The 18,048-nt window shown below is 38.3% G+C and carries 19 protein-coding genes, 1 tRNA gene and 1 other annotated feature; of the genes, 5 read left to right on the top strand and 15 right to left on the bottom strand.

From position 1 onward, the window contains the following. Window position 1: 1 nt before the first annotated feature. The 3 genes from LQZ75_RS00430 to LQZ75_RS00420 form a co-directional block, all read right to left on the bottom strand. Window positions 2-916: a GDSL-type esterase/lipase family protein gene (locus LQZ75_RS00430; RefSeq protein ID WP_230095870.1), complete on the bottom strand. Its 915-nt coding sequence runs from the start codon at window positions 914-916 to the stop codon at window positions 2-4. A gap of 147 nt (window positions 917-1,063) precedes the next feature. Continuing rightward, window positions 1,064-1,915, bottom strand: a complete 852-nt coding sequence (locus LQZ75_RS00425; RefSeq protein ID WP_230095869.1) for a DegV family protein — start codon at window positions 1,913-1,915, stop codon at window positions 1,064-1,066. A 57-nt stretch (window positions 1,916-1,972) separates the two neighbouring features. Next, on the bottom strand, window positions 1,973-2,452 hold the full coding sequence (locus LQZ75_RS00420; RefSeq protein ID WP_230095868.1) for a hypothetical protein: 480 nt from the start codon (window positions 2,450-2,452) through the stop codon (window positions 1,973-1,975). A 133-nt stretch (window positions 2,453-2,585) separates the two neighbouring features. Between LQZ75_RS00420 and LQZ75_RS00415 the strand changes: the two genes are divergently transcribed. The 3 genes from LQZ75_RS00415 (at window position 2,586) to LQZ75_RS00405 (ending at window position 5,250) form a co-directional block, all read left to right on the top strand. Beyond that, a complete protein-coding gene (locus tag LQZ75_RS00415) occupies window positions 2,586-2,798 on the top strand; it encodes a DNA-directed RNA polymerase subunit epsilon (RefSeq protein ID WP_230095867.1) in 213 nt (70 codons plus the stop codon). Window positions 2,799-2,802: 4 nt separating this feature from the next. Then, a complete protein-coding gene (gene rnjA / locus LQZ75_RS00410; protein ID WP_230095866.1) occupies window positions 2,803-4,482 on the top strand; it encodes a ribonuclease J1 in 1,680 nt (559 codons plus the stop codon). Between the two features lie 126 nt (window positions 4,483-4,608). Continuing rightward, entirely contained in the window at window positions 4,609-5,250 is a 642-nt protein-coding gene (locus LQZ75_RS00405) for an HAD family hydrolase (RefSeq protein WP_230095865.1), read from the top strand. A gap of 113 nt (window positions 5,251-5,363) precedes the next feature. Here LQZ75_RS00405 and glpK read toward each other — a convergent pair whose 3' ends face one another. From glpK to LQZ75_RS00380, 5 genes are all read right to left on the bottom strand, one after another. Then, window positions 5,364-6,863, bottom strand: coding sequence for a glycerol kinase GlpK (gene glpK, locus LQZ75_RS00400; RefSeq protein WP_230095864.1), 1,500 nt, complete (start codon window positions 6,861-6,863; stop codon window positions 5,364-5,366). 68 nt (window positions 6,864-6,931) lie between these two features. After that, window positions 6,932-7,120: a 2-hydroxymuconate tautomerase gene (thmT, locus tag LQZ75_RS00395; RefSeq protein ID WP_230095863.1), complete on the bottom strand. Its 189-nt coding sequence runs from the start codon at window positions 7,118-7,120 to the stop codon at window positions 6,932-6,934. A gap of 55 nt (window positions 7,121-7,175) precedes the next feature. Continuing rightward, complete coding sequence (locus tag LQZ75_RS00390) at window positions 7,176-8,078, bottom strand: YitT family protein (RefSeq protein WP_230095862.1); 903 nt, start codon at window positions 8,076-8,078, stop codon at window positions 7,176-7,178. A 285-nt stretch (window positions 8,079-8,363) separates the two neighbouring features. After that, the gene (locus LQZ75_RS00385) at window positions 8,364-9,107 is read right to left on the bottom strand and encodes an LrgB family protein (protein WP_230095861.1); all 744 of its coding nucleotides are present in this window, start codon (window positions 9,105-9,107) and stop codon (window positions 8,364-8,366) included. A 4-nt stretch (window positions 9,108-9,111) separates the two neighbouring features. Continuing rightward, window positions 9,112-9,537, bottom strand: a complete 426-nt coding sequence (locus LQZ75_RS00380; RefSeq protein WP_230095860.1) for a CidA/LrgA family protein — start codon at window positions 9,535-9,537, stop codon at window positions 9,112-9,114. A gap of 289 nt (window positions 9,538-9,826) precedes the next feature. Here LQZ75_RS00380 and LQZ75_RS00375 point away from each other — a divergent pair, with 289 nt between their 5' ends. Then, window positions 9,827-11,191 (top strand): MDR family MFS transporter, encoded by a 1,365-nt coding sequence (locus LQZ75_RS00375; RefSeq protein ID WP_230095859.1) that lies wholly within the window; start codon window positions 9,827-9,829, stop codon window positions 11,189-11,191. Between the two features lie 79 nt (window positions 11,192-11,270). On the opposite strand, the gene metF is transcribed toward LQZ75_RS00375, so the two are convergent. Beyond that, a complete protein-coding gene (metF, locus tag LQZ75_RS00370; RefSeq protein ID WP_230095858.1) occupies window positions 11,271-12,161 on the bottom strand; it encodes a methylenetetrahydrofolate reductase [NAD(P)H] in 891 nt (296 codons plus the stop codon). Beyond that, on the bottom strand, window positions 12,148-14,415 hold the full coding sequence (metE, locus tag LQZ75_RS00365; RefSeq protein WP_230095857.1) for a 5-methyltetrahydropteroyltriglutamate--homocysteine S-methyltransferase: 2,268 nt from the start codon (window positions 14,413-14,415) through the stop codon (window positions 12,148-12,150). The genes metF and metE overlap by 14 nt, the downstream gene beginning before the upstream one ends. A gap of 89 nt (window positions 14,416-14,504) precedes the next feature. Next, window positions 14,505-14,757 (bottom strand) — a binding site (T-box leader). A gap of 239 nt (window positions 14,758-14,996) precedes the next feature. Here metE and LQZ75_RS00360 point away from each other — a divergent pair. Beyond that, window positions 14,997-15,509: a hypothetical protein gene (locus LQZ75_RS00360; RefSeq protein WP_230095856.1), complete on the top strand. Its 513-nt coding sequence runs from the start codon at window positions 14,997-14,999 to the stop codon at window positions 15,507-15,509. A 50-nt stretch (window positions 15,510-15,559) separates the two neighbouring features. Here LQZ75_RS00360 and LQZ75_RS00355 read toward each other — a convergent pair whose 3' ends face one another. From LQZ75_RS00355 to LQZ75_RS00335, 5 genes are all read right to left on the bottom strand, one after another. Beyond that, window positions 15,560-16,051, bottom strand: a complete 492-nt coding sequence (locus LQZ75_RS00355) for an ECF transporter S component (RefSeq protein ID WP_230095855.1) — start codon at window positions 16,049-16,051, stop codon at window positions 15,560-15,562. A 3-nt stretch (window positions 16,052-16,054) separates the two neighbouring features. Then, window positions 16,055-16,618 (bottom strand): TIGR01440 family protein, encoded by a 564-nt coding sequence (locus LQZ75_RS00350; RefSeq protein ID WP_230096362.1) that lies wholly within the window; start codon window positions 16,616-16,618, stop codon window positions 16,055-16,057. 21 nt (window positions 16,619-16,639) lie between these two features. Beyond that, window positions 16,640-17,467 carry a PfkB family carbohydrate kinase gene (locus tag LQZ75_RS00345; RefSeq protein WP_230095854.1) on the bottom strand — a complete coding sequence of 276 codons (828 nt, stop codon included), beginning with the start codon at window positions 17,465-17,467 and terminating at the stop codon, window positions 16,640-16,642. A gap of 117 nt (window positions 17,468-17,584) precedes the next feature. After that, entirely contained in the window at window positions 17,585-17,767 is a 183-nt protein-coding gene (locus LQZ75_RS00340) for a hypothetical protein (RefSeq protein ID WP_230095853.1), read from the bottom strand. A 180-nt stretch (window positions 17,768-17,947) separates the two neighbouring features. Continuing rightward, a tRNA-Ser gene (locus tag LQZ75_RS00335) sits at window positions 17,948-18,036 on the bottom strand. Window positions 18,037-18,048: the final 12 nt, after the last annotated feature.

Genomic DNA, 18,048 nt, shown 5'->3' with positions numbered 1-18,048 from the left:
TTTACTTGGTATACTTCCAACTATCATGGAGTAACATTTTTTGTAACAACGCCTTAGTCATAACATCATAGCCTTTGGCGTTAGGGTGAAAATGATCGATTGGCGACAGAAAATTATTTTTCTCATCCGTCTGTAAACGGGCACTTGAAAGCGCTGCTAAGAAATTAGTCCCGACTTCATTTGCTTGCACAATTAAATTTTGACGAGCTTGACCATCTTGATATTGACCATATGTTAATTGATTAAATGTTGGCACATAATAACCATCATATTTTTTAATCATTGTAGCATTTACTTCATTATAGTTTGCGACACTTGTATTAATCGCATTAAATTTAGGAAAATAAACATATAGCGGATTATAATTACCAAATAAAAATAAGGCAGCATGCGGATTATATGTCCGAATGGCGCTTAGCAATTGGCCTAAGCTGTGTTCATATTCAGGTACTGTTTTGGCGACAGTTTTACTAACCTGTGCTTCCGAATGCCCGACAATGGCGCCTTGAAGGACTTTTAATAAATCATTACCCCCGACTGTTAAAACAATCACATTAGCATTTTTAACCGCTGTTTGTTGCTCAACACTTGTTTTTAAGCGTTGTAGTATTTGATCTGAGCGATCACCTTCTTTACCAAGATTTAGTGCTGTTGTTGGAATCTTGGTTTGGTGGTTAACGGCTTTAGCAATCCGACCAGGATAACCATGCTCAGGGGTTGTATCTCCGACTCCTTGAGTTAATGAATCCCCAAGGGCGACAATTTTAAGTTGCTTAACTTCGGTACGTTGAGGCTGTTTTTTCTGGGGCTGTGCTATCTGCGGTTGCCTAGCATCTTGATGCAACAACCAATAACCACCGCCACCTAATGCGCCAATCAAACCAAGTAATACCGCAATTTTGATAATTTTGCGCATATTGCGACACTCCTTTTCTCCAAAAATAACTTATAACGAAAAGTTCGCATGATTCATTTACTGAACCATGCGAACTTTTGAATATTAGCATTGTAATTTTACATTACAACTAGCTGACATCAATAAGCTGACGATAAGGTCAGTCTATTATTCACCAAATTCATAAATTACTGCTAACGCACCAACACCTGTGTGGGTAGCAATAATTGGTGATGTTTGATCAACAAAAATTTCAGCATCTGGGAAACGTTGCTTGATTTCTTCTTTAACCATTAAGGCATCTTCTAAGTTACCTGCATGCGATAATCCAACACGTTTAATTGAACCATGTGTCGCCATTTCAGCATAGAAATCTTGGTAAGCCTTGTTAATGACTTTCATACCACGCCCTTTAGCAGCAATCGTAATTTTCCCATCAATCACTTCAAGAACCACTTTAATATTTAAGAAACCACCGATAAAGCCAACTGCTTTGTTGAGGCGGCCACCAGCGACCAAGTTATCCAAAGCTGGTACGGTTAAGTACAACTTAGTATGGTCACGGACATCATTAATTGCGGCGATGATTTCATCACGTGAGGCACCTTCTTTGGCCATTTTAGCCGCCGTTATTACTTGGAATCCTAAAGCACGGTCCGTCATTTGTGAATCAATAGCAACGACATCCCCCTTAGAAATTTGACCAGCTTGTTCGGCTGAATGCACTGTTCCTGAAAGGGCATCAGTCATGTGGATACTTAAGATTTGAACATCTTCACCGGTAGCAGTTAACTCATCATATTTATCAACAAAGACACCTAATGCTGGTTGACTAGTCTTTGGTAATGCCTCTGCAGCTGCCATTTTGTCCATAAATTCGGTCCCGGTAATAGTTTCACCATCGGCGTAAACCGTACCATCAATCATCACAGTTAATGGAACAACTGTAATATCAAGATCATTAATTTCTGTTGCTGACAATCGGGCTGATGAATCAGTCACAATTTTTACTTGGGTCATGCGTTTTTCTCCCGTATCTTGTTTAGCTCACGCTATTTTGTATTAATTATAGCAAAATCATGCGCGTGTGTTAAGTTTTTCAATATCATGTGTATACTCTAAGGTCACTTGGTTAACAATATAAGTAATATCAATATGCCATTTATGATCATCCAATGCTTGCCAAAAATCAGTTACTTTGAATGGCTTGACTAACCCCTGGTATCCTATCAAATTATTTTGCGTGGCAAATTGATTAAGCGTGACCTCTAATTCGGTCATCGCAGTAACTTGATTGGCCATCCGTAAATCGTCAAATACAAACTCAAAGGCCATCACCCCATGCCCCCAAACATTAGCAACCAAGGTTGAACTAATCGGTTGTGATTGGTCAAATAACTCTGGTAATGTGACCTGCGCATACCGCATTGCTTGGTTAGTTGGTAATTGGCTACTCATAATTAATTGATTAGTGGTCGTCTGGGCAGCATGGCGACGAATGACTGAAATAATTATGCTTACTAAAACTAAACCAAGCATTGTAATAATAAATATCATAAACCTCTCCCCCATGCGGATATTTAAAACATTATTTGAAAATTATTGTACAATGACAATATACATGATTTTTGATATAATATAAACAAGTCTATGTCGTGAAAATTTTTTTAAACTAAGGAGTACGAATTTAATGGTATTCAAGATTTACTACCAAGAAACAAAAGCACAAAACCCTAAACGGGAAAACACACGGGTAATGTACGTACAAGGCGCTAGCTTAGCTGAGGTTCGCCATGACGTTGAAAGTAAAACAACCCACAATATCGAATTCATTGAAGAATTGTCGACGGCGGCACTCGAATATGAACAAGAAAGCGTTAACTTCTCCTTAACGGAGATTTAATTTAATGGACAAACAACTGGATATTCGTCCAGATGAGACTGCGATTTATGCTGTTGGTGGTCTCGGCGAAATTGGTAAAAATACCTATGGAATTCAATTTGGCGATGAAATTATCGTCATTGATGCCGGTATTAAATTCCCGGAAGATGAATTACTCGGAATTGACTATGTTATTCCGGATTACTCATATTTAAAAGAAAACGTCGAAAAAATCAAAGCACTCGTAATTACTCATGGACACGAAGACCATATCGGAGCAATTCACTACTTTTTAAACGCCGTCAATGTTCCGGTTTATGCTGGTCCCCTAGCTTTAGCTTTAATTAAAGGTAAGCTTGAGGAACACGGTTTATTGAATTCAACAGAACTTCATGAAATCAACGAAGATTCTATCTTACAGTTTGACAACATGAAGGTTGAATTCTTCCGTACAACTCACTCAATTCCTGATACGTTTGGAGTAGCAATTACTACCCCAAGTGGTGTAATTGTTGAAACGGGGGATTTCAAATTTGACCTCACGCCAACAACAAAACAGCCACCTAACTTACAAAAAATGGCCCGCATCGGTTCTGAAGGTGTCTTAGCTTTGATGTCAGACTCAACCAATGCTGAGCGACCAGAGTTTACGAAATCTGAACAATTTGTGGCCCGTTCTATTAAGAAGATTTTCAAAAATGTCAACGGCCGGATTATTTTTGCCACTTTCGCTTCCAACCTTTCACGGGTTAAAGTTGCTGCTGAAGTAGCAATCGCTGAAGGACGTAAAATTGCCGTCTTTGGACGTTCAATGGAAACTGCTATTAATAATGGGCGTGAATTAGGTTATCTTGATATTCCAGATTCTGCCTTAGTTGATGCTTACGAAATCAATCACCTACCAGCTGAAGAGGTCATGATTTTATGTACTGGATCACAAGGTGAACCCATGGCAGCCCTTGCACGGATTGCTAATGGGACCCACCGCCAAGTATCAATCCAACCGAATGATACCGTTATTTTCAGTTCTTCACCTATTCCAGGAAATACCCAATCAGTTAACCGGGTAATTAATGAATTAGAAGAAGCTGGTGCCACTGTTATCCATGGTAAGATTAACAACATTCACACTTCTGGGCACGGTGGTCAAGAAGAACAAAAGTTAATGCTATCATTGATGAAACCAAAATACTTTATGCCTATTCACGGTGAATACCGGATGCTTAAAGTCCATGCTGGTTTAGCAGAAGAGATTGGTGTTCCAGCTGAAAATAGCTTCGTTCTTGAAAATGGGGATGTCTTAGCCTTAACAAGTGATTCAGCACGCGTTGCCGGTCACTTCAGTGCCGAAGACGTCTACGTTGATGGAAACGGAATTGGTGATATTGGTAATGTCGTGTTACGCGATCGCCAAATGCTATCCCAAGATGGATTAGTTGTTGTGGTGGCAACAATTAATCTCGCTAACAAAGAGATTACTGCTGGACCAGATTTACTCTCACGCGGCTTTGTCTACATGCGTGAATCGGGTGAAATGATTAATGAAGGTCGCCGCCGTGTCTTTGCGACAATCCGGCGAGCCATGGAAAATCCTAATGCTAATGAAAATAGTATTCGTAATGCGGTGATTGAAGACTTACAATCATTCCTTTATGAAAAAACTGAACGTAAGCCAATGATTTTACCAATGTTTATTATGATTTAAGCGCTATTAACTATAATTAGCATAAAAAGGAGTTAGATTCTAAGAATCTAACTCCTTTTTTAATTTACATTCATTAACTAAACTCGTTATAATTACTTTATGCTAAATCAATTGAGGTAAGTAATTATGAAAAAATTTATTATTTTTGATGTCGATGGCACCCTCCTTGATACCGAAAAAATGTACATGAAATCGCTCCAATTAACACTCGCCAATCACGGAATTGAGAAAACATACGAAGAAGTTTATAAGATTTTCGGCCTACCTTCTAAAGAAGCACTGGAATATTTTGGCATTGATGATGTTGAAGCAATGCAAGCAGAATGGCAAAGTCATTATCATGATTTTTGGTCAGAAGTTGACCTATTCAAAGGGATCAAAGCAACTCTTACCGCGTTAAAACAACATGATGTTCATCTAGCAATTGTGACATCAAACACCCCCGATGAGTTTGCTGACCACATTGATGGTTTTGATATCATTGATTACTTTGATGCGTTTGTTTTTGCTGGTCAAACTCGGCGCATGAAACCATTCCCTGATCCTATTTTAGCTGCACTTGAAAAACTCGATGCCGATGCTGATAGTTCTGTTTACATCGGGGATTCAATTCACGACATGAAAGCCGCACATGCAGCCGGGATTGATTTTGCATTAGCTAGTTGGAGTATTCCTAGTCTCGATCCTTTTAATGACTTACAAGAGTATACGCTTGCTACACCAAATGACGTTTTAGCTTTACTAACGGATGAACTTGATAATAACTAATTATTCGTGATCAATGCCAATAAACATAGATTTATGACAGAAGTTAGATGAATCAAAAAATACTAACAAAAAGCTAGGAAAATTAATTTTCCTAGCTTTTTACTACATGATATTTAATTTTTAAAAGCCTGGGCTGCCTTAACTGCCATTTGCCAACCAGCATACTTCCGCTCCCGAACCTTATCTGGCATTTGGCTTGAAAATGTGTCGCGTAGTTGCCACATTTTAGTCAACTCAGCTTGATCCTGCCAGAAACCAACCGCCAAACCAGCTAAAAATGCCACCCCTAACGCAGTTGTTTCACTAACAATCGGCCGCTTAATATCACGGTCTAAGATATCGGCTTGAAATTGCATCAAATAATCATTGTTTGAAGCCCCACCATCAACGGCTAATGTCGTAATTGGTAACTTCGTATCTGCCGCCATGGTTGCGACCACATCGCGTGTCTGATAAGCCAACGATTCAACGGTTGCCCGTACGAATTGCTCCCTAGTTGTCGCTCGCGTTAAACCAAAGACAGCACCCCGCATATCTTGATCCCAATACGGTGCACCAAGACCAGTAAAAGCTGGAATCACATACACGTCATCGTTTTGGTCAGCATTAGTTGCTAATTGATCAGTATCACTAGCGCGCTCAACTAATTGCATCCCATCACGTAGCCATTGAATTGCTGATCCAGCCGCAAAAATACTGCCTTCTAGGGCATACGTAACTTTACCGTCAAGCCCGTAAGCAATCGTCGTTAATAACCCATTATCCGAAAATTTAGGTGTATCACCCGTATTGAGCATAATAAATGCCCCTGTACCATACGTATTTTTGACCATACCTGGTTCAAATGCTGCTTGACCAAATAAAGCGGCATGCTGATCCCCAGCAATCCCAGCAATTGGGACTTTGATACCGTAAAATCCAAAGTCTTGTGTGTATCCAAAATTACCAGATGAGGGCTTTACTTCGGGTAATAAACTTCGTGGAATATTGAACAGTTCTAATAACTCATCATCCCATTCTAAAGTATTAATATTAAACAACATGGTCCGACTAGCATTTGAATAATCGGTAGCATGTTTATGCCCATTAGTTAACTTGTAAAGAATCCATGTATCGATCGTTCCAAACATCAACTCGCCTTTTTCAGCTCGTTGACGTACTCCTGAAACGTTGTCTAAAATCCACATAATCTTAGTTGCACTAAAGTATGAATCAACAACTAGACCCGTTTTTTGATGGATTTTTTTAGTTAAGCCCGCTGCCTTTAGTTCATCGGCAATTTCAGCTGTTTGCTTAGATTGCCAAACAATCGCATTATAAACTGGTTCACCGGTAAGGCGATCCCAAATTACCGTTGTTTCCCGTTGATTAGTAATACCGATACTCGCAATTTTGAAAGGCTTAATATTAGCTTGAATTAACACATCCGCAACTACTTGTTGCACCGTTTCCCAAATCACATTGGCATCATGCTCAACCCATCCCGAATGGGGGAAAATTTGTGGGAATTCATGTTGGGCAATTTTAACAATCTCACCTTGTTTATCAAAGATAATTGCCCGCGTACTAGTTGTTCCTTGGTCGATTGCCATGATAAATTGATCATCTGTCATCTACTTTATCCTCTACTTTTATCTTGATTTATTAACTAAAAAAAGCGTGGCATCGTGCCACGCCTTTTTTAGTTTTCGTCACTCTTCAATACACCACCAACTGCGTAGCGTTCTTTAGCCATTTCATTGACAACCACGTGCACATGTTCCGCTGGGGCACCAGTATTAGTGGCTACAGCAGTAGTTACATCTTGCACCATTTTCTTGATCGCAGCTTGTGAGCGACCTTCAATTAATTCAATATGCACAATTGGCATTTTCATTACCTCACATTAAAGCTAATATTTTTATTTAAGGATAATTATACTCGCTTTATTTAGGACTTCCAACAACTGATTGGTTATGTATTAACTTTTGCGCATCTTCATCCCAGAAATTACCAGATAAATTAACCGTGCTAACTAAGTTTATAAATGCATCGTTATCTGCACTCTTAACAATATGTTCCATCTCGTATAATTCGTACCGCGAAATAACAATCATCAATGTTTTGGATGCTTGCTTAGTGTAAGCACCGTGTGAGTCTAATACCGTAATTCCCCGAATTAAATCCGCATGTAAGGCTGCTACCACATCATCAGCATGTGATGTCACAATAAATGCCGTTAAACGTTGATGACGAGTATGTAATGTATCAATAATTCGTGATGAAGCATAAATACCAATAATGGTGTACATCGCATTAGTCCAACCAATATTAAGACCTGCAATTGCCACAATTACTGAATTAATCGTCATACTAATTGTCCCAATTGACTTACCGGTCGTTTTTTGAACAACCATGGCCACAATATCCATCCCAGCCGTTGAAAATCCATACCGGAATGTTAACCCTGTCCCAGCCCCAACTAGCAAACCACCAAATAGAGAAGCTAACAAGGGATTAGTCGTTAACCGCGTAACTGGTAGGACGACAATTAAAAATGACGTTAAAAATGAGTTTATAAAACTTAATACGGTAAATTGGGGGCCAATTTTTAACCACCCAATAATTGCTATCGGAATATTAAAAAGTAACACAAAAATCCCGGCTGAGACATTAACTCCAAAAGACGTATGTAAGACCCATGAGAGTAATTGTGAGACCCCAGTAAAACCACCAGCAAAAATATTATTGGGGGTTAAAAATTGGTTTAGGGCAACCGCTTCAATAACCCCAGTAAATACTAAAACAAGGGCTTTCATGCCATACTCATAAAATCGATGTTTGTTCATAATACCACCAAAAATCCTTTATTCTTAATTTAATAATTATCCCATATCTGACAAATTAATCCTATTAAAAAAATTAAGTTTAGCTGCTAAAATCCTGTAACGGCTCAAAAGTTATGCCATATTTTTAGCAAAAATTCACTATCAAAACATATTCCCGTAATCTGATATATTCAAAAGATACATAAAAAGCCCAGAAAAATAAATTTTCCGGGCCTTTTTACTAGTATTTCCTGATATTGCTTGACTACTGACACGCACTCGTTTAACTTCGCTTATTTGCGACTGTTAGAATCCAATAATCTTAGCAAAGATTGGCACCACAATATCAACAACTAAGCCAACAACAACTACTGAAATCGCGGCCATTGCTCCTTGCACTGAGCCATATTCCATTGCTTTAGCCGAACCAATCGTGTGACCAGCGGTCCCAAAACCAAGCCCAATTCCGATTGGGTTATTTTCAAGTTTAAACCATTTAACTAGCTTATCACCTAATGCCATAATCAAGACGGCATTCAAGATAGCTGTCATCGCAGTAATTGCTGCTGCGGTAACACCCGCTTGACCACCTACGACATTGGCTGAAATTTGAATAGCAATAGCTGTCGTTGCCGCTTGAGGTAACATTGCACCTAGTGAAGTATGGCTAAGACCAAGCACTTTACTGATACCAAAAATCAAAATTAATGAAATAATCATTCCAACAATTAATGATAAGAAAATTTGGATCCAATATTTATGCAAGATATCACGCCGTTTGTATAATGGAACGGCAAAAGCCACGGTTGCTGGATTTAAGAACCAGAATAAAATATCACCACCTAATTTGTAATTAGCATATGATTGGGCCGGTGTGATGTTCGTTAATTGACTAACAATTAACAAAATGATAACGCCTAAAACCATCGCAACAAATAATGGTTGGAATAAAAAGAAACCTTTTGATTTCTTAAAGAGAAACTGGCCAAAGACAAATGTCGTAATTGATAAAAAAATGCCCCAAAATGGCGTTTGTAAAAATAATGCCATGTGCTTACTCCCCCTCTTTCACATCTTCTAAATGTAAATCACCGTGTTCTTTGGTTAAGTACTTGAAGACCAATTGCGTTGTCCAAGCTACACTCAATAACATAATTACCGTCGATAAGACAATAATGGTAATTAACTGTAATCCTTCCGCTTTTAAGATATCTAAGGAAACCATAATTGATACCCCTGATGGTACAAATAAGAATCCAATTAAACCAATTAAAACTGATGAAAAGCCATCAATATCGTCAACTTTTACAATTTTAAATTCCAATGCAGCATACAATAGCACTAAGCCAACTAATGGTGTTGGTACCGGAAATTTTGGAAATGACAATTTCAAAAAATATGAAATTGCGTATGAAACAAATAAAACAACTGCATAAATACAAAATGCTTTTAAGATTTTTGGAATATTAATATCTTTCATCGCATAACCCCTCCTCTATCGATGGATAATAAATACACTATATAAGACACCTAAATTATAACAAAATTTAAGAAATAGCGGTAGCAATAACATGTAAGCGCTTTTAATTTATTTTAAAAACCTTTTTATTTAAGAATTCATTAATAATAGTTGCGCTCAAGGCTGCATATTATATATAATAAAAGGAATATATAAATATCGTACAGATAACACTTTACGTGTCGAACAACAGAGGCGATCCCAATTTATTTTAGGGATTATCTCTGTTTTTTTGTGTTTAGGAGGAAATATGACTCGCAAGCTACACCTTTTTGCTGCCATTATCGCAACTGGATTACTATCATTTAGTGGTGTTTTAATTGAAACTGCTATGAACGTGACTTTTCCCATTTTGATTGAGCAATTCCATATCAATCCTAGTGCGGTTCAATGGGTCACGACCATGTATTTATTAGTAATCGCCATTATGGTCCCATTAACCAATTATTTACTAAAAAGATTTGCTATTAAGCCCCTTTTCATTATTGCTAATTTACTGTTTATTCTCGGTTTAAGTCTTGATTTATTAGCTCCCAATTTTGCAATTTTGCTTCTTGGACGCTTCTTTCAAGGGTTTGGAACGGGGATTGGCTTACCATTAATGTTTCACATTATTTTAACGTTTGCACCACTAGCTAAACGGGGGTTAATGATGGGCATTGGAACGTTAACAACTTCCATTGCGCCTGCTATTGGACCAACATATGGTGGCTTATTAACGACTAATTATTCATGGCACTATATCTTCTTGTTTTTAATTCCCATTTTGGTCGTTTCTTTATTGATTGGTTTATATGCGATTCCTTATCAAAAAACCAATAGTACTAGTTCGCTTGATACACTTCACTTGATTAGTCTAGCCATCTTTTTTACTGGTATGTTGATGTTTTTAAACGAACCAACTAAACCTTTAAATATCAGCCTTTTCTTTGTCGGTCTTTTAGCTGGTGGTTACAGTATTCGCCGTGCTAAAACAAGTCCTCAACCCCTCCTACATCTTGACGTCCTTAAAAAACGCCCTTATACGATTGCCTTATTGAGCTTCTTAGCAATTCAAGCCTTGTTCTTAGGTGGTTCATTTATTATCCCCACTTTTATTCAAATTAGTCTTGGTTATAATGCCTTTATTGCGGGGGTTGTCATGGTACCCGGTGCATTAATCAGTGCCTTATTAGCACCAGTTGCTGGACGCCTACTTGATCGGGTCGGCCCTCAAAAACCCATCATTGGTGGTTTAACGGTTGCCTGCTGTGGTCTTTTATTATTAATTTTGGCTTGTTGGCAAAAATCAATTTGGCTGTTAGTCTTGGCACATGCTACATATTCAATCGGCACCGGTTTTGCATATAGTAACTTGATGACTGCCGGGATGAATTCCTTAGCAGCCGCCGAATACGGTGATGGTTCAACCATTTTTAATACGTTACAACAATTTATTGGGGCCGTTGCCACAACCATCGTTGCAACTATTATGACTGTTACCCAAGCGCACCAATCTTCAATAACCGCCGGAACTAATTTAGGTTCACTAATCGGCTTAGCATGTCTATTCGTACTAATTTTTAGTGCTTTAATAAGTTGTCTTGGCTTCTTTAAGAAAATGCAATCGAAATAATCGCCAAAAGCCGCTTGGAAAAATAAATTTTCCAAGCGGCTTTTTAGTTAGCTATTTTAGCTATAATCCTACGTCTAGCTTAATGTGTAGCCGCCTTAACATCGGCAGCATCTTCAAATAACGAATGGGTTGCTTCCCAAATTCGTTTTGCATTATCAGCATTATTCATCGTATATAAGTGAATGCCATCAACACCAGATGATACTAAGTCCACAATTTGATCAACCGCAAAGGCAATCCCTGCATCTCGCATCGCTTCAGGTTTATTTTCATACCGTGATAGAATAGAAACAAATTTTTTCGGTAGTTCAATCCCGGTAATTTGTGCAATCCGTTCAATTTGTTTCTTATTTGTACATGGCATAATTCCCGCTTCAACTGGGGCAGCAATATCCGCTAATTCAAGGCGTTCCTTAAAATTATAAAAATGCGTATTATCAAAAAATACCTGGGTGATTAAGTGGGTAATACCTGCATCAACTTTTTTCTTCAAATACCGAATATCATCCACCGTTGATGTTGATTCCAAATGCACTTGAGGATAACAAGCACCCGCAATATCAAACGTCCCATATTCTTTAATAAACGCTGCTAAATCATTAGCGTGGTTAAATTCACCAACGGGGATTTCCCCTTCAATGGCATCCCCTCGAAGGACCAACACATTCTTGACATCGTGGGCTGCTAAATCATCTAATAACTTCGTAATCTTATCTTTTGATTGATATAAACCAGGGACATGGGCCACGGCTGGAATTTTTAAATCATTTTGGATAAAATCTGCAACTTTGATTGTGTCCTCACTCTTAGCTAAACCACCTGCTCCAAGGGTCACTGAGATAAAATCTGGCTTAATTTGTTTTAAATCAACCAATGTTTTACTCAAATTCTCAATACCTACCTCGGTATGGGGCGGAAAGACTTCCAATGAGAAAACGGTCTTTTTCTCAAACAAATCAGTTAGCGCCATTTAATCTCTCCCGTACTTCAAATGTAGCAGCAACTAAGTTTTCTAAGCTTTCAGTTGCCTCTTTATCACCACGTGTTTTCAAACCACAATCTGGGTTAATCCACACTTTTTCAGTTGGTAATTTAGCCAAAATCTTATCAATAATCCCAACAAGTTCATCTTTGCTAGGAATTCGTGGTGAGTGAATATCATAAATTCCAGGGCCCACTTCAGTTTCAAAGTTATTGGCTTTTAAATCTTCAATCAATGATAAATCAGAACGTGATGCTTCAAATGAAATCACATCAGCATCTAAATCATCGATTGCTTTAACGATGTCATTAAATTCACTGTAGCACATGTGCGTGTGAATTTGAGTCGTTGGTTCAACCTTACTGTGTACTAACCGGAAGGCTGGTACTGCCCAGTCAAGATATTCTTTGAACCAATCACTCTTACGAAGTGGTAATTTTTCACGTAAAGCGGCTTCATCGATTTGAATAATCTTAATCCCATGCGCTTCAAGATCAAGGACTTCATCTTGGATAGCCAAAGCAATTTGAGTTACGGATTCTTCTGGGGTGATATCTTCACGTGGGAATGACCAGTTAAAGATGGTTACAGGTCCTGTAAGCATGCCTTTCATCCACTTGTCAGTTAAACTTTGGGCATAGGCAGAAGTTGCAACCGTGATTGCTTCTTTACGACTTACATCCCCCCAAATAATTGGTGGCTTAACAGCCCGTGAACCATATGATTGAACCCATGCATTTTTAGTGAATTCAAATCCAGCTAAGTGTTCCCCAAAGTATTCGACCATGTCATTACGTTCAAATTCTCCATGAACTAAGACATCTAAGCCAATTTCTTCTTGGAATTTAATAATATCAGCGATTTTTTCGTGGTTAAATTGGTCGTACTCTTCACGGGTAATTTCACCCTTGCGGAACTTGGCCCGGTTACTACGAACATCTGCTGTTTGTGGGAATGAACCAATCGTAGTCGTTGGTAATTCTGGTAAGTTAAATTCAGCTTTTTGAATTTTAGCTCGTTCTTCACGTGATGGTTGACGGTGGTAATCAGCCTCTGTTAGTTGATCAATGCGGGCATGCACATTGGCATCAAATGGGTGATTAACACTAGCAAATAATTCTTCGTTATTTGCCAACGCCGTCTTATCTTCACCGGCTAAGATTTCATCCAGGTCTTTTAATTCCGTTAACTTCTCGACCGCAAAGGCTAAATGTTGTAATAAATCAGGATTCAAGTTAGGTTCATTGGCAGTGGTAAATGGTACGTGGAGTAATGAACATGACGTTGACAAAATGTAGTTTTCAACGGGGAGACTCTTGATTAATTCAATTGTCTTACGATATTCATTCCGCCAAATATTTTTACCATTGACCACGCCTGCAAACAAGATTTTGTCACTTGGAAAACCAAGCTCTTTAATTAATTCGCGGTTATACTTACCTTCAAGCAAGTCCAACCCAAGCCCTTCAACTGGGAGAGCAACCAAGGTACTGTAAATATCACGCACATCTCCAAAGTAAGTTTGAATATTAACTTTGAAGTCGTGTTCTTGGGCTAATAATTGCGTGTAAATGTCTTGGAAGAAGGCTTTATCTTCATCCGTTAAATCAAATACTAAGGCAGGTTCGTCAATTTGTAACCAAGCAATACTGGTTTCATTTAACTTAGCAAAGATTTCTTGATAGGCCGCAATTGTCGCAGCAGCAAAGTCAGCCGCTTGTTTAGTACCGATATAGCGGGCTAACTTAAGTAATGTAAATGGCCCAACAATTGACGCTTTTACATTGGTATATTTACTTGTTGCTAAGGCCACATCATCAAACAAACGCGTCCCAGTAACTTTAATTTCAGTTGTATCATTAATTTCAGGTACGATGTAGTGGTAGTTGGTATTAAACCACTTCTTCATTGGCAAGGCCTTAACTGATTTATCACCATCTTGATAACCCCGAGCTAAAGCAAAATATTGATCTAAATCATTTAAGCCTAGTTCACGGTAGCGATTAGGAATAATGTTAAGTAAGTATGCTGTATCCAAAACATTATCAAAGAATGAAAAATCACCTGCACTAACAAAATCGATGCCAGCTTGAGCTTGAATATTCCAATGCTTTTCTTTGATGGCAGTGGCTGCTTCAATTAACTCAGCTTGTGATGCATTATTTTTCCAATACTTTTCAGTAATGCGCTTTAATTCACGGTGTTCACCAATACGTGGAAATCCTACTACTGTTGTTGTCATACTTAAATCCTCCAAAATACCATTTATTATTTTTATTTTCAATTCACGTTGCTTTTTAGTCAAAAAAAGTCCCGTAGTCTATTACTAGACTACGGGACGAAAAAATTCGTGTTACCACCCATATTCCAAAGAATATCACTATTCTTTGCTCACGAGGTACATCTGACGAGATACCTGCACGCGATAACGGGCGTTTTACCGAATAAAGCTTGTCCACCAAATGAGCTCACTTTATTACGACTCAGAGACCATCTTCAAAATCAATGTGATACTAACTTTCACCACCACGTTAGCTCTCTATGCAATCACCTTGATATTTACTCATCTCTTCAACATCATTGAATGGCTAAATTATAAAACGATTAATTTATCATGTCAACATTAAAATATAATTTAATTTTCTAATTTAAATATTTGCAAGCTCTAATCAGTCGTTGCATTTTTTAATTTTCTTGATTTAAATTTCCAAAAAGTGGCTAATTTAGGCGTTTAAGTAACTTCAAAATTAAATTTATCCTGCCTTTTACGAAATTTTACGTATCTTTATTTACAATAAAAAATTTCCAAAAGGCGGCTAAATAATGACCTTATCATTCATCAAAAAAGCGCAAACTTTATTACAAAGTGATATTCCGCTCACTAACTTCACTGAAAAAATCACGGTTAATGCACACCTAATTTCGCAAATACGTAACGGACAACAATCGTTTGAGCAACTTACCCTTGCTGACCTCAACCAATTAGCTAAATATTATGACATTTATGGTCCAACTACCGAAAGTTTCATTGATCAAAGATTATTTTTAATCACATTTGTTATGTCACGCCCTTATTTTTATAATGGTGAATTGGCAATTATGGTCCGAAATTCTAAATTTCAGCCCCAAATTTGGCAAGTTATCATTACTGACCCTACCACATTTATTGATAGTATCATCGACCACCAACCGTTTTATCAGCTTTTATCGGAATTTGCAGAATTCACACCTGCTGAATTTCAACAACAACTAAAACGTTTTTTTATCTGCAATATCCATACCATCTTACCGCTCCATTGTCGGGGCTATCGTCTCCGGCAGACCAATATAAGCTAACAAAAAATCCGCACGACAACATTAACAGTGCGTACGGATTCGATAACTATTTATAATAATTTTTCTCGGTATTTCTTAACTTGTGGTACAACAACTAACGCAACAATTGCTCCCACAATTCCTTGAATCAAATTAGTTGGGATCCCTAAGGCACCAACTACGGGAGTGTATAAGAATGAATCAGCAGCAAAATAGCAAATAACCATAACTAGGATTGCCAATCCTAATGCGACTGGTTGACGATGGTACTTTTTAAATAACCAACCAGCAATAAAACCTTCCAAACCATGGGCAATCAACGAGAAGACCATGTATTGACTATATCCAGAAATTAAATCTAATAACAAGCCACCTAAGCCACCCACAATGGCCCCTGGTACGGGTCCTAAAACGAGGGCACAAATTAAAATACAAGCATCACATAAATTAATATTACCATGTGTCCATGGAATCGGAATAATAAATATTCGTCCTAGGACAACTGTTAAAGCCATCATTAACGCACCAAAAATCAATCGTCGTAATCGTATTTTTGAATCCATAATCTATTCCTCCAAGTTTGCTGTTGTAAATTCGTATTTTGCACGAGCTCCCCCAATTTTTTTGGGGCGACTTGTGAGCGCCACGACCCGGGCTGCCCCAACATCGCGATGTTTTAAAGGAACGGGAATTTGGACAAATTTAACATGCATCCCAATTTCAGTCCCCCCAATATCAAGTCCTCCTTGGGCCACAATGTGTTCAACTTCGACCGGATCATGCATTTGTTGATAAGCGGCCACTTGGGTCCCACCACCAGCATGGATGGCTGGTACAACATCAACAATCTCAAAATTATGGGCTTCTGCAACGGTCCGTTCAACTAATAACGCCCGGTTCAAATGTTCACAACCTTGAATCGCAATGGCCATCCCCCGGGGTTCTAAATACTGTTGAATAGTTTCATAAACCGCTTGGCCCACATCTAATCGCGAATTAGTTCCCTTCCAACTACCACTAATTTCACTCGTACTACAACCAACCACAAATATTTTCCCCGGGTTTGTAACTTGAGCAAAATAATCGTCCAAAACGTTCCGTAAGTCAGTTTTAATTTGTTCAATTGTAATCATTATTTTCACCTCTTGTATTTACTTTTGCAACGCAATTTTAGCTAAAACGGGTGCTAACTGTAAGCCAAATTTACGATTATCAACCGGTAAAGTTGCGGTTGTTGCAATTACTAAATGAACGCCACTTGCTGCGGCTTGGACCGCTTTAGCAAAGCTCGTCTCACGTTGTAAATAACCGCATAGCAAGGCGCTAAAGACGTCACCAGCTCCATAAAAATGACCTGGAAACTTGGTCTGCTTAATATATTGAATTTGACCGCTATCATCTTGATAAGCAATTGCAACAGCATCATCAAAATTAATTCCAGTTACGACAACGTAGGCGCCCTTATGTTGGTGCTTAAGTTGGTTTATTAATAAGGCGACATTACTAATAGTTGGCTTTTGCCCTAGTGGTTGATTAGTCAATAACTGTAATTCCGTCCAATTAGGGGTTATTACCGTTGCAACTTGCACTAACTCTTGAATCGCCTCGACATACGTTGTATCAAAATCTGGATACAATTGATCTTGATCGCCCATCACTGGATCTATCACAACTAACTTAGGCCGCAGCCGCATTAATTCGGTTTGTACTTGATGAACCGTTGCAACATTCCCTACATACCCCACTAACGCACTATCAATTGTAATATCTGGTACTGCTTGCCAATGCGCAGCAGCTGCTTGACTCCATTGTAATGTTGAACTGGCTACCGGCGTACCAAAGGCTTCCGTTTGCGTTGACAGAATTGTCGTTGGCATCGCCACTGTTGTAATCCCAAACGCACTAAAAATATTTAATGCTGCGACCATTGATATTTGGCCGACTGCCGAAAAATCTTCAGCAATTAACGTTGCTTTCATGCACTATCCCTTTTCTAATAATCTTCTAATGTATTTTTTATAATACGCTTTCATTTGATATGTGTAAATAGCCATTTAATACAAAAAAGCCGACATTAAACGTCGACTTTCAAAACATTATTCACCATAGTGGGCTTGCTTATTAATAAATTCTTTTAAAGCAGCTTCAATCTTAGCTTTTGTTTCGGCAAAATCAGGGTCTTCAATACTGTTTAAAATCATGGTTACATCGCTAACTTTAGCGGAAACGCGCGCTTTATTCATCAATAATTCAAGTTGTGCTTCAATACTGTTATCCACGGTTATCTACCTCATTAATATTATTACTTTAAGTATACCATAATGGCAAACCCTACAAAATTGCTATTAAAAGTAATCAGATATTTATCCTAGATGACTAAAAAAGACTACGCCCTTAGCATCACAAAGGGCGTAGTCTTTTTTAGATTATTTTCGGCACTTACTCAATACCTTCATTTAAGGAGATAACAGGATTTGAACCTGCGCACCCGTTCAACACGGGTTCGGCGGATTTCGAGTCCGCTGCATTACCACTCTGCCATATCTCCATCAATAAAAAG

The organism is Periweissella fabaria (genome assembly GCF_918814575.1).
Classification (GTDB): Bacteria; Bacillota; Bacilli; order Lactobacillales; family Lactobacillaceae; genus Periweissella; species Periweissella fabaria.
Note: the sequence above shows the minus strand (reverse complement) of the source record. Positions and strands in the feature narration are given on the sequence as shown.

Excerpts from the sequence above, each read along its gene's own strand:
- LQZ75_RS00345 (WP_230095854.1), bottom strand. The coding sequence starts at position 17,467 with ATGAAAGCAACGTTAATTGCTGAAGATTTTTCGGCAGTCGGCCAAATA.
- LQZ75_RS00375 (WP_230095859.1), top strand. The coding sequence starts at position 9,827 with ATGACTCGCAAGCTACACCTTTTTGCTGCCATTATCGCAACTGGATTA.
- LQZ75_RS00355 (WP_230095855.1), bottom strand. The coding sequence starts at position 16,051 with ATGGATTCAAAAATACGATTACGACGATTGATTTTTGGTGCGTTAATG.
- LQZ75_RS00415 (WP_230095867.1), top strand. The coding sequence starts at position 2,586 with ATGGTATTCAAGATTTACTACCAAGAAACAAAAGCACAAAACCCTAAA.
- LQZ75_RS00360 (WP_230095856.1), top strand. The coding sequence starts at position 14,997 with ATGACCTTATCATTCATCAAAAAAGCGCAAACTTTATTACAAAGTGAT.
- metE (WP_230095857.1), bottom strand. The coding sequence starts at position 14,415 with ATGACAACAACAGTAGTAGGATTTCCACGTATTGGTGAACACCGTGAA.
- LQZ75_RS00385 (WP_230095861.1), bottom strand. The coding sequence starts at position 9,107 with ATGGCATTATTTTTACAAACGCCATTTTGGGGCATTTTTTTATCAATT.
- metF (WP_230095858.1), bottom strand. The coding sequence starts at position 12,161 with ATGGCGCTAACTGATTTGTTTGAGAAAAAGACCGTTTTCTCATTGGAA.
- LQZ75_RS00405 (WP_230095865.1), top strand. The coding sequence starts at position 4,609 with ATGAAAAAATTTATTATTTTTGATGTCGATGGCACCCTCCTTGATACC.
- thmT (WP_230095863.1), bottom strand. The coding sequence starts at position 7,120 with ATGCCAATTGTGCATATTGAATTAATTGAAGGTCGCTCACAAGCTGCG.
- LQZ75_RS00380 (WP_230095860.1), bottom strand. The coding sequence starts at position 9,537 with ATGAAAGATATTAATATTCCAAAAATCTTAAAAGCATTTTGTATTTAT.
- LQZ75_RS00425 (WP_230095869.1), bottom strand. The coding sequence starts at position 1,915 with ATGACCCAAGTAAAAATTGTGACTGATTCATCAGCCCGATTGTCAGCA.
- LQZ75_RS00430 (WP_230095870.1), bottom strand. The coding sequence starts at position 916 with ATGCGCAAAATTATCAAAATTGCGGTATTACTTGGTTTGATTGGCGCA.
- rnjA (WP_230095866.1), top strand. The coding sequence starts at position 2,803 with ATGGACAAACAACTGGATATTCGTCCAGATGAGACTGCGATTTATGCT.
- glpK (WP_230095864.1), bottom strand. The coding sequence starts at position 6,863 with ATGACAGATGATCAATTTATCATGGCAATCGACCAAGGAACAACTAGT.
- LQZ75_RS00420 (WP_230095868.1), bottom strand. The coding sequence starts at position 2,452 with ATGATATTTATTATTACAATGCTTGGTTTAGTTTTAGTAAGCATAATT.
- LQZ75_RS00390 (WP_230095862.1), bottom strand. The coding sequence starts at position 8,078 with ATGAACAAACATCGATTTTATGAGTATGGCATGAAAGCCCTTGTTTTA.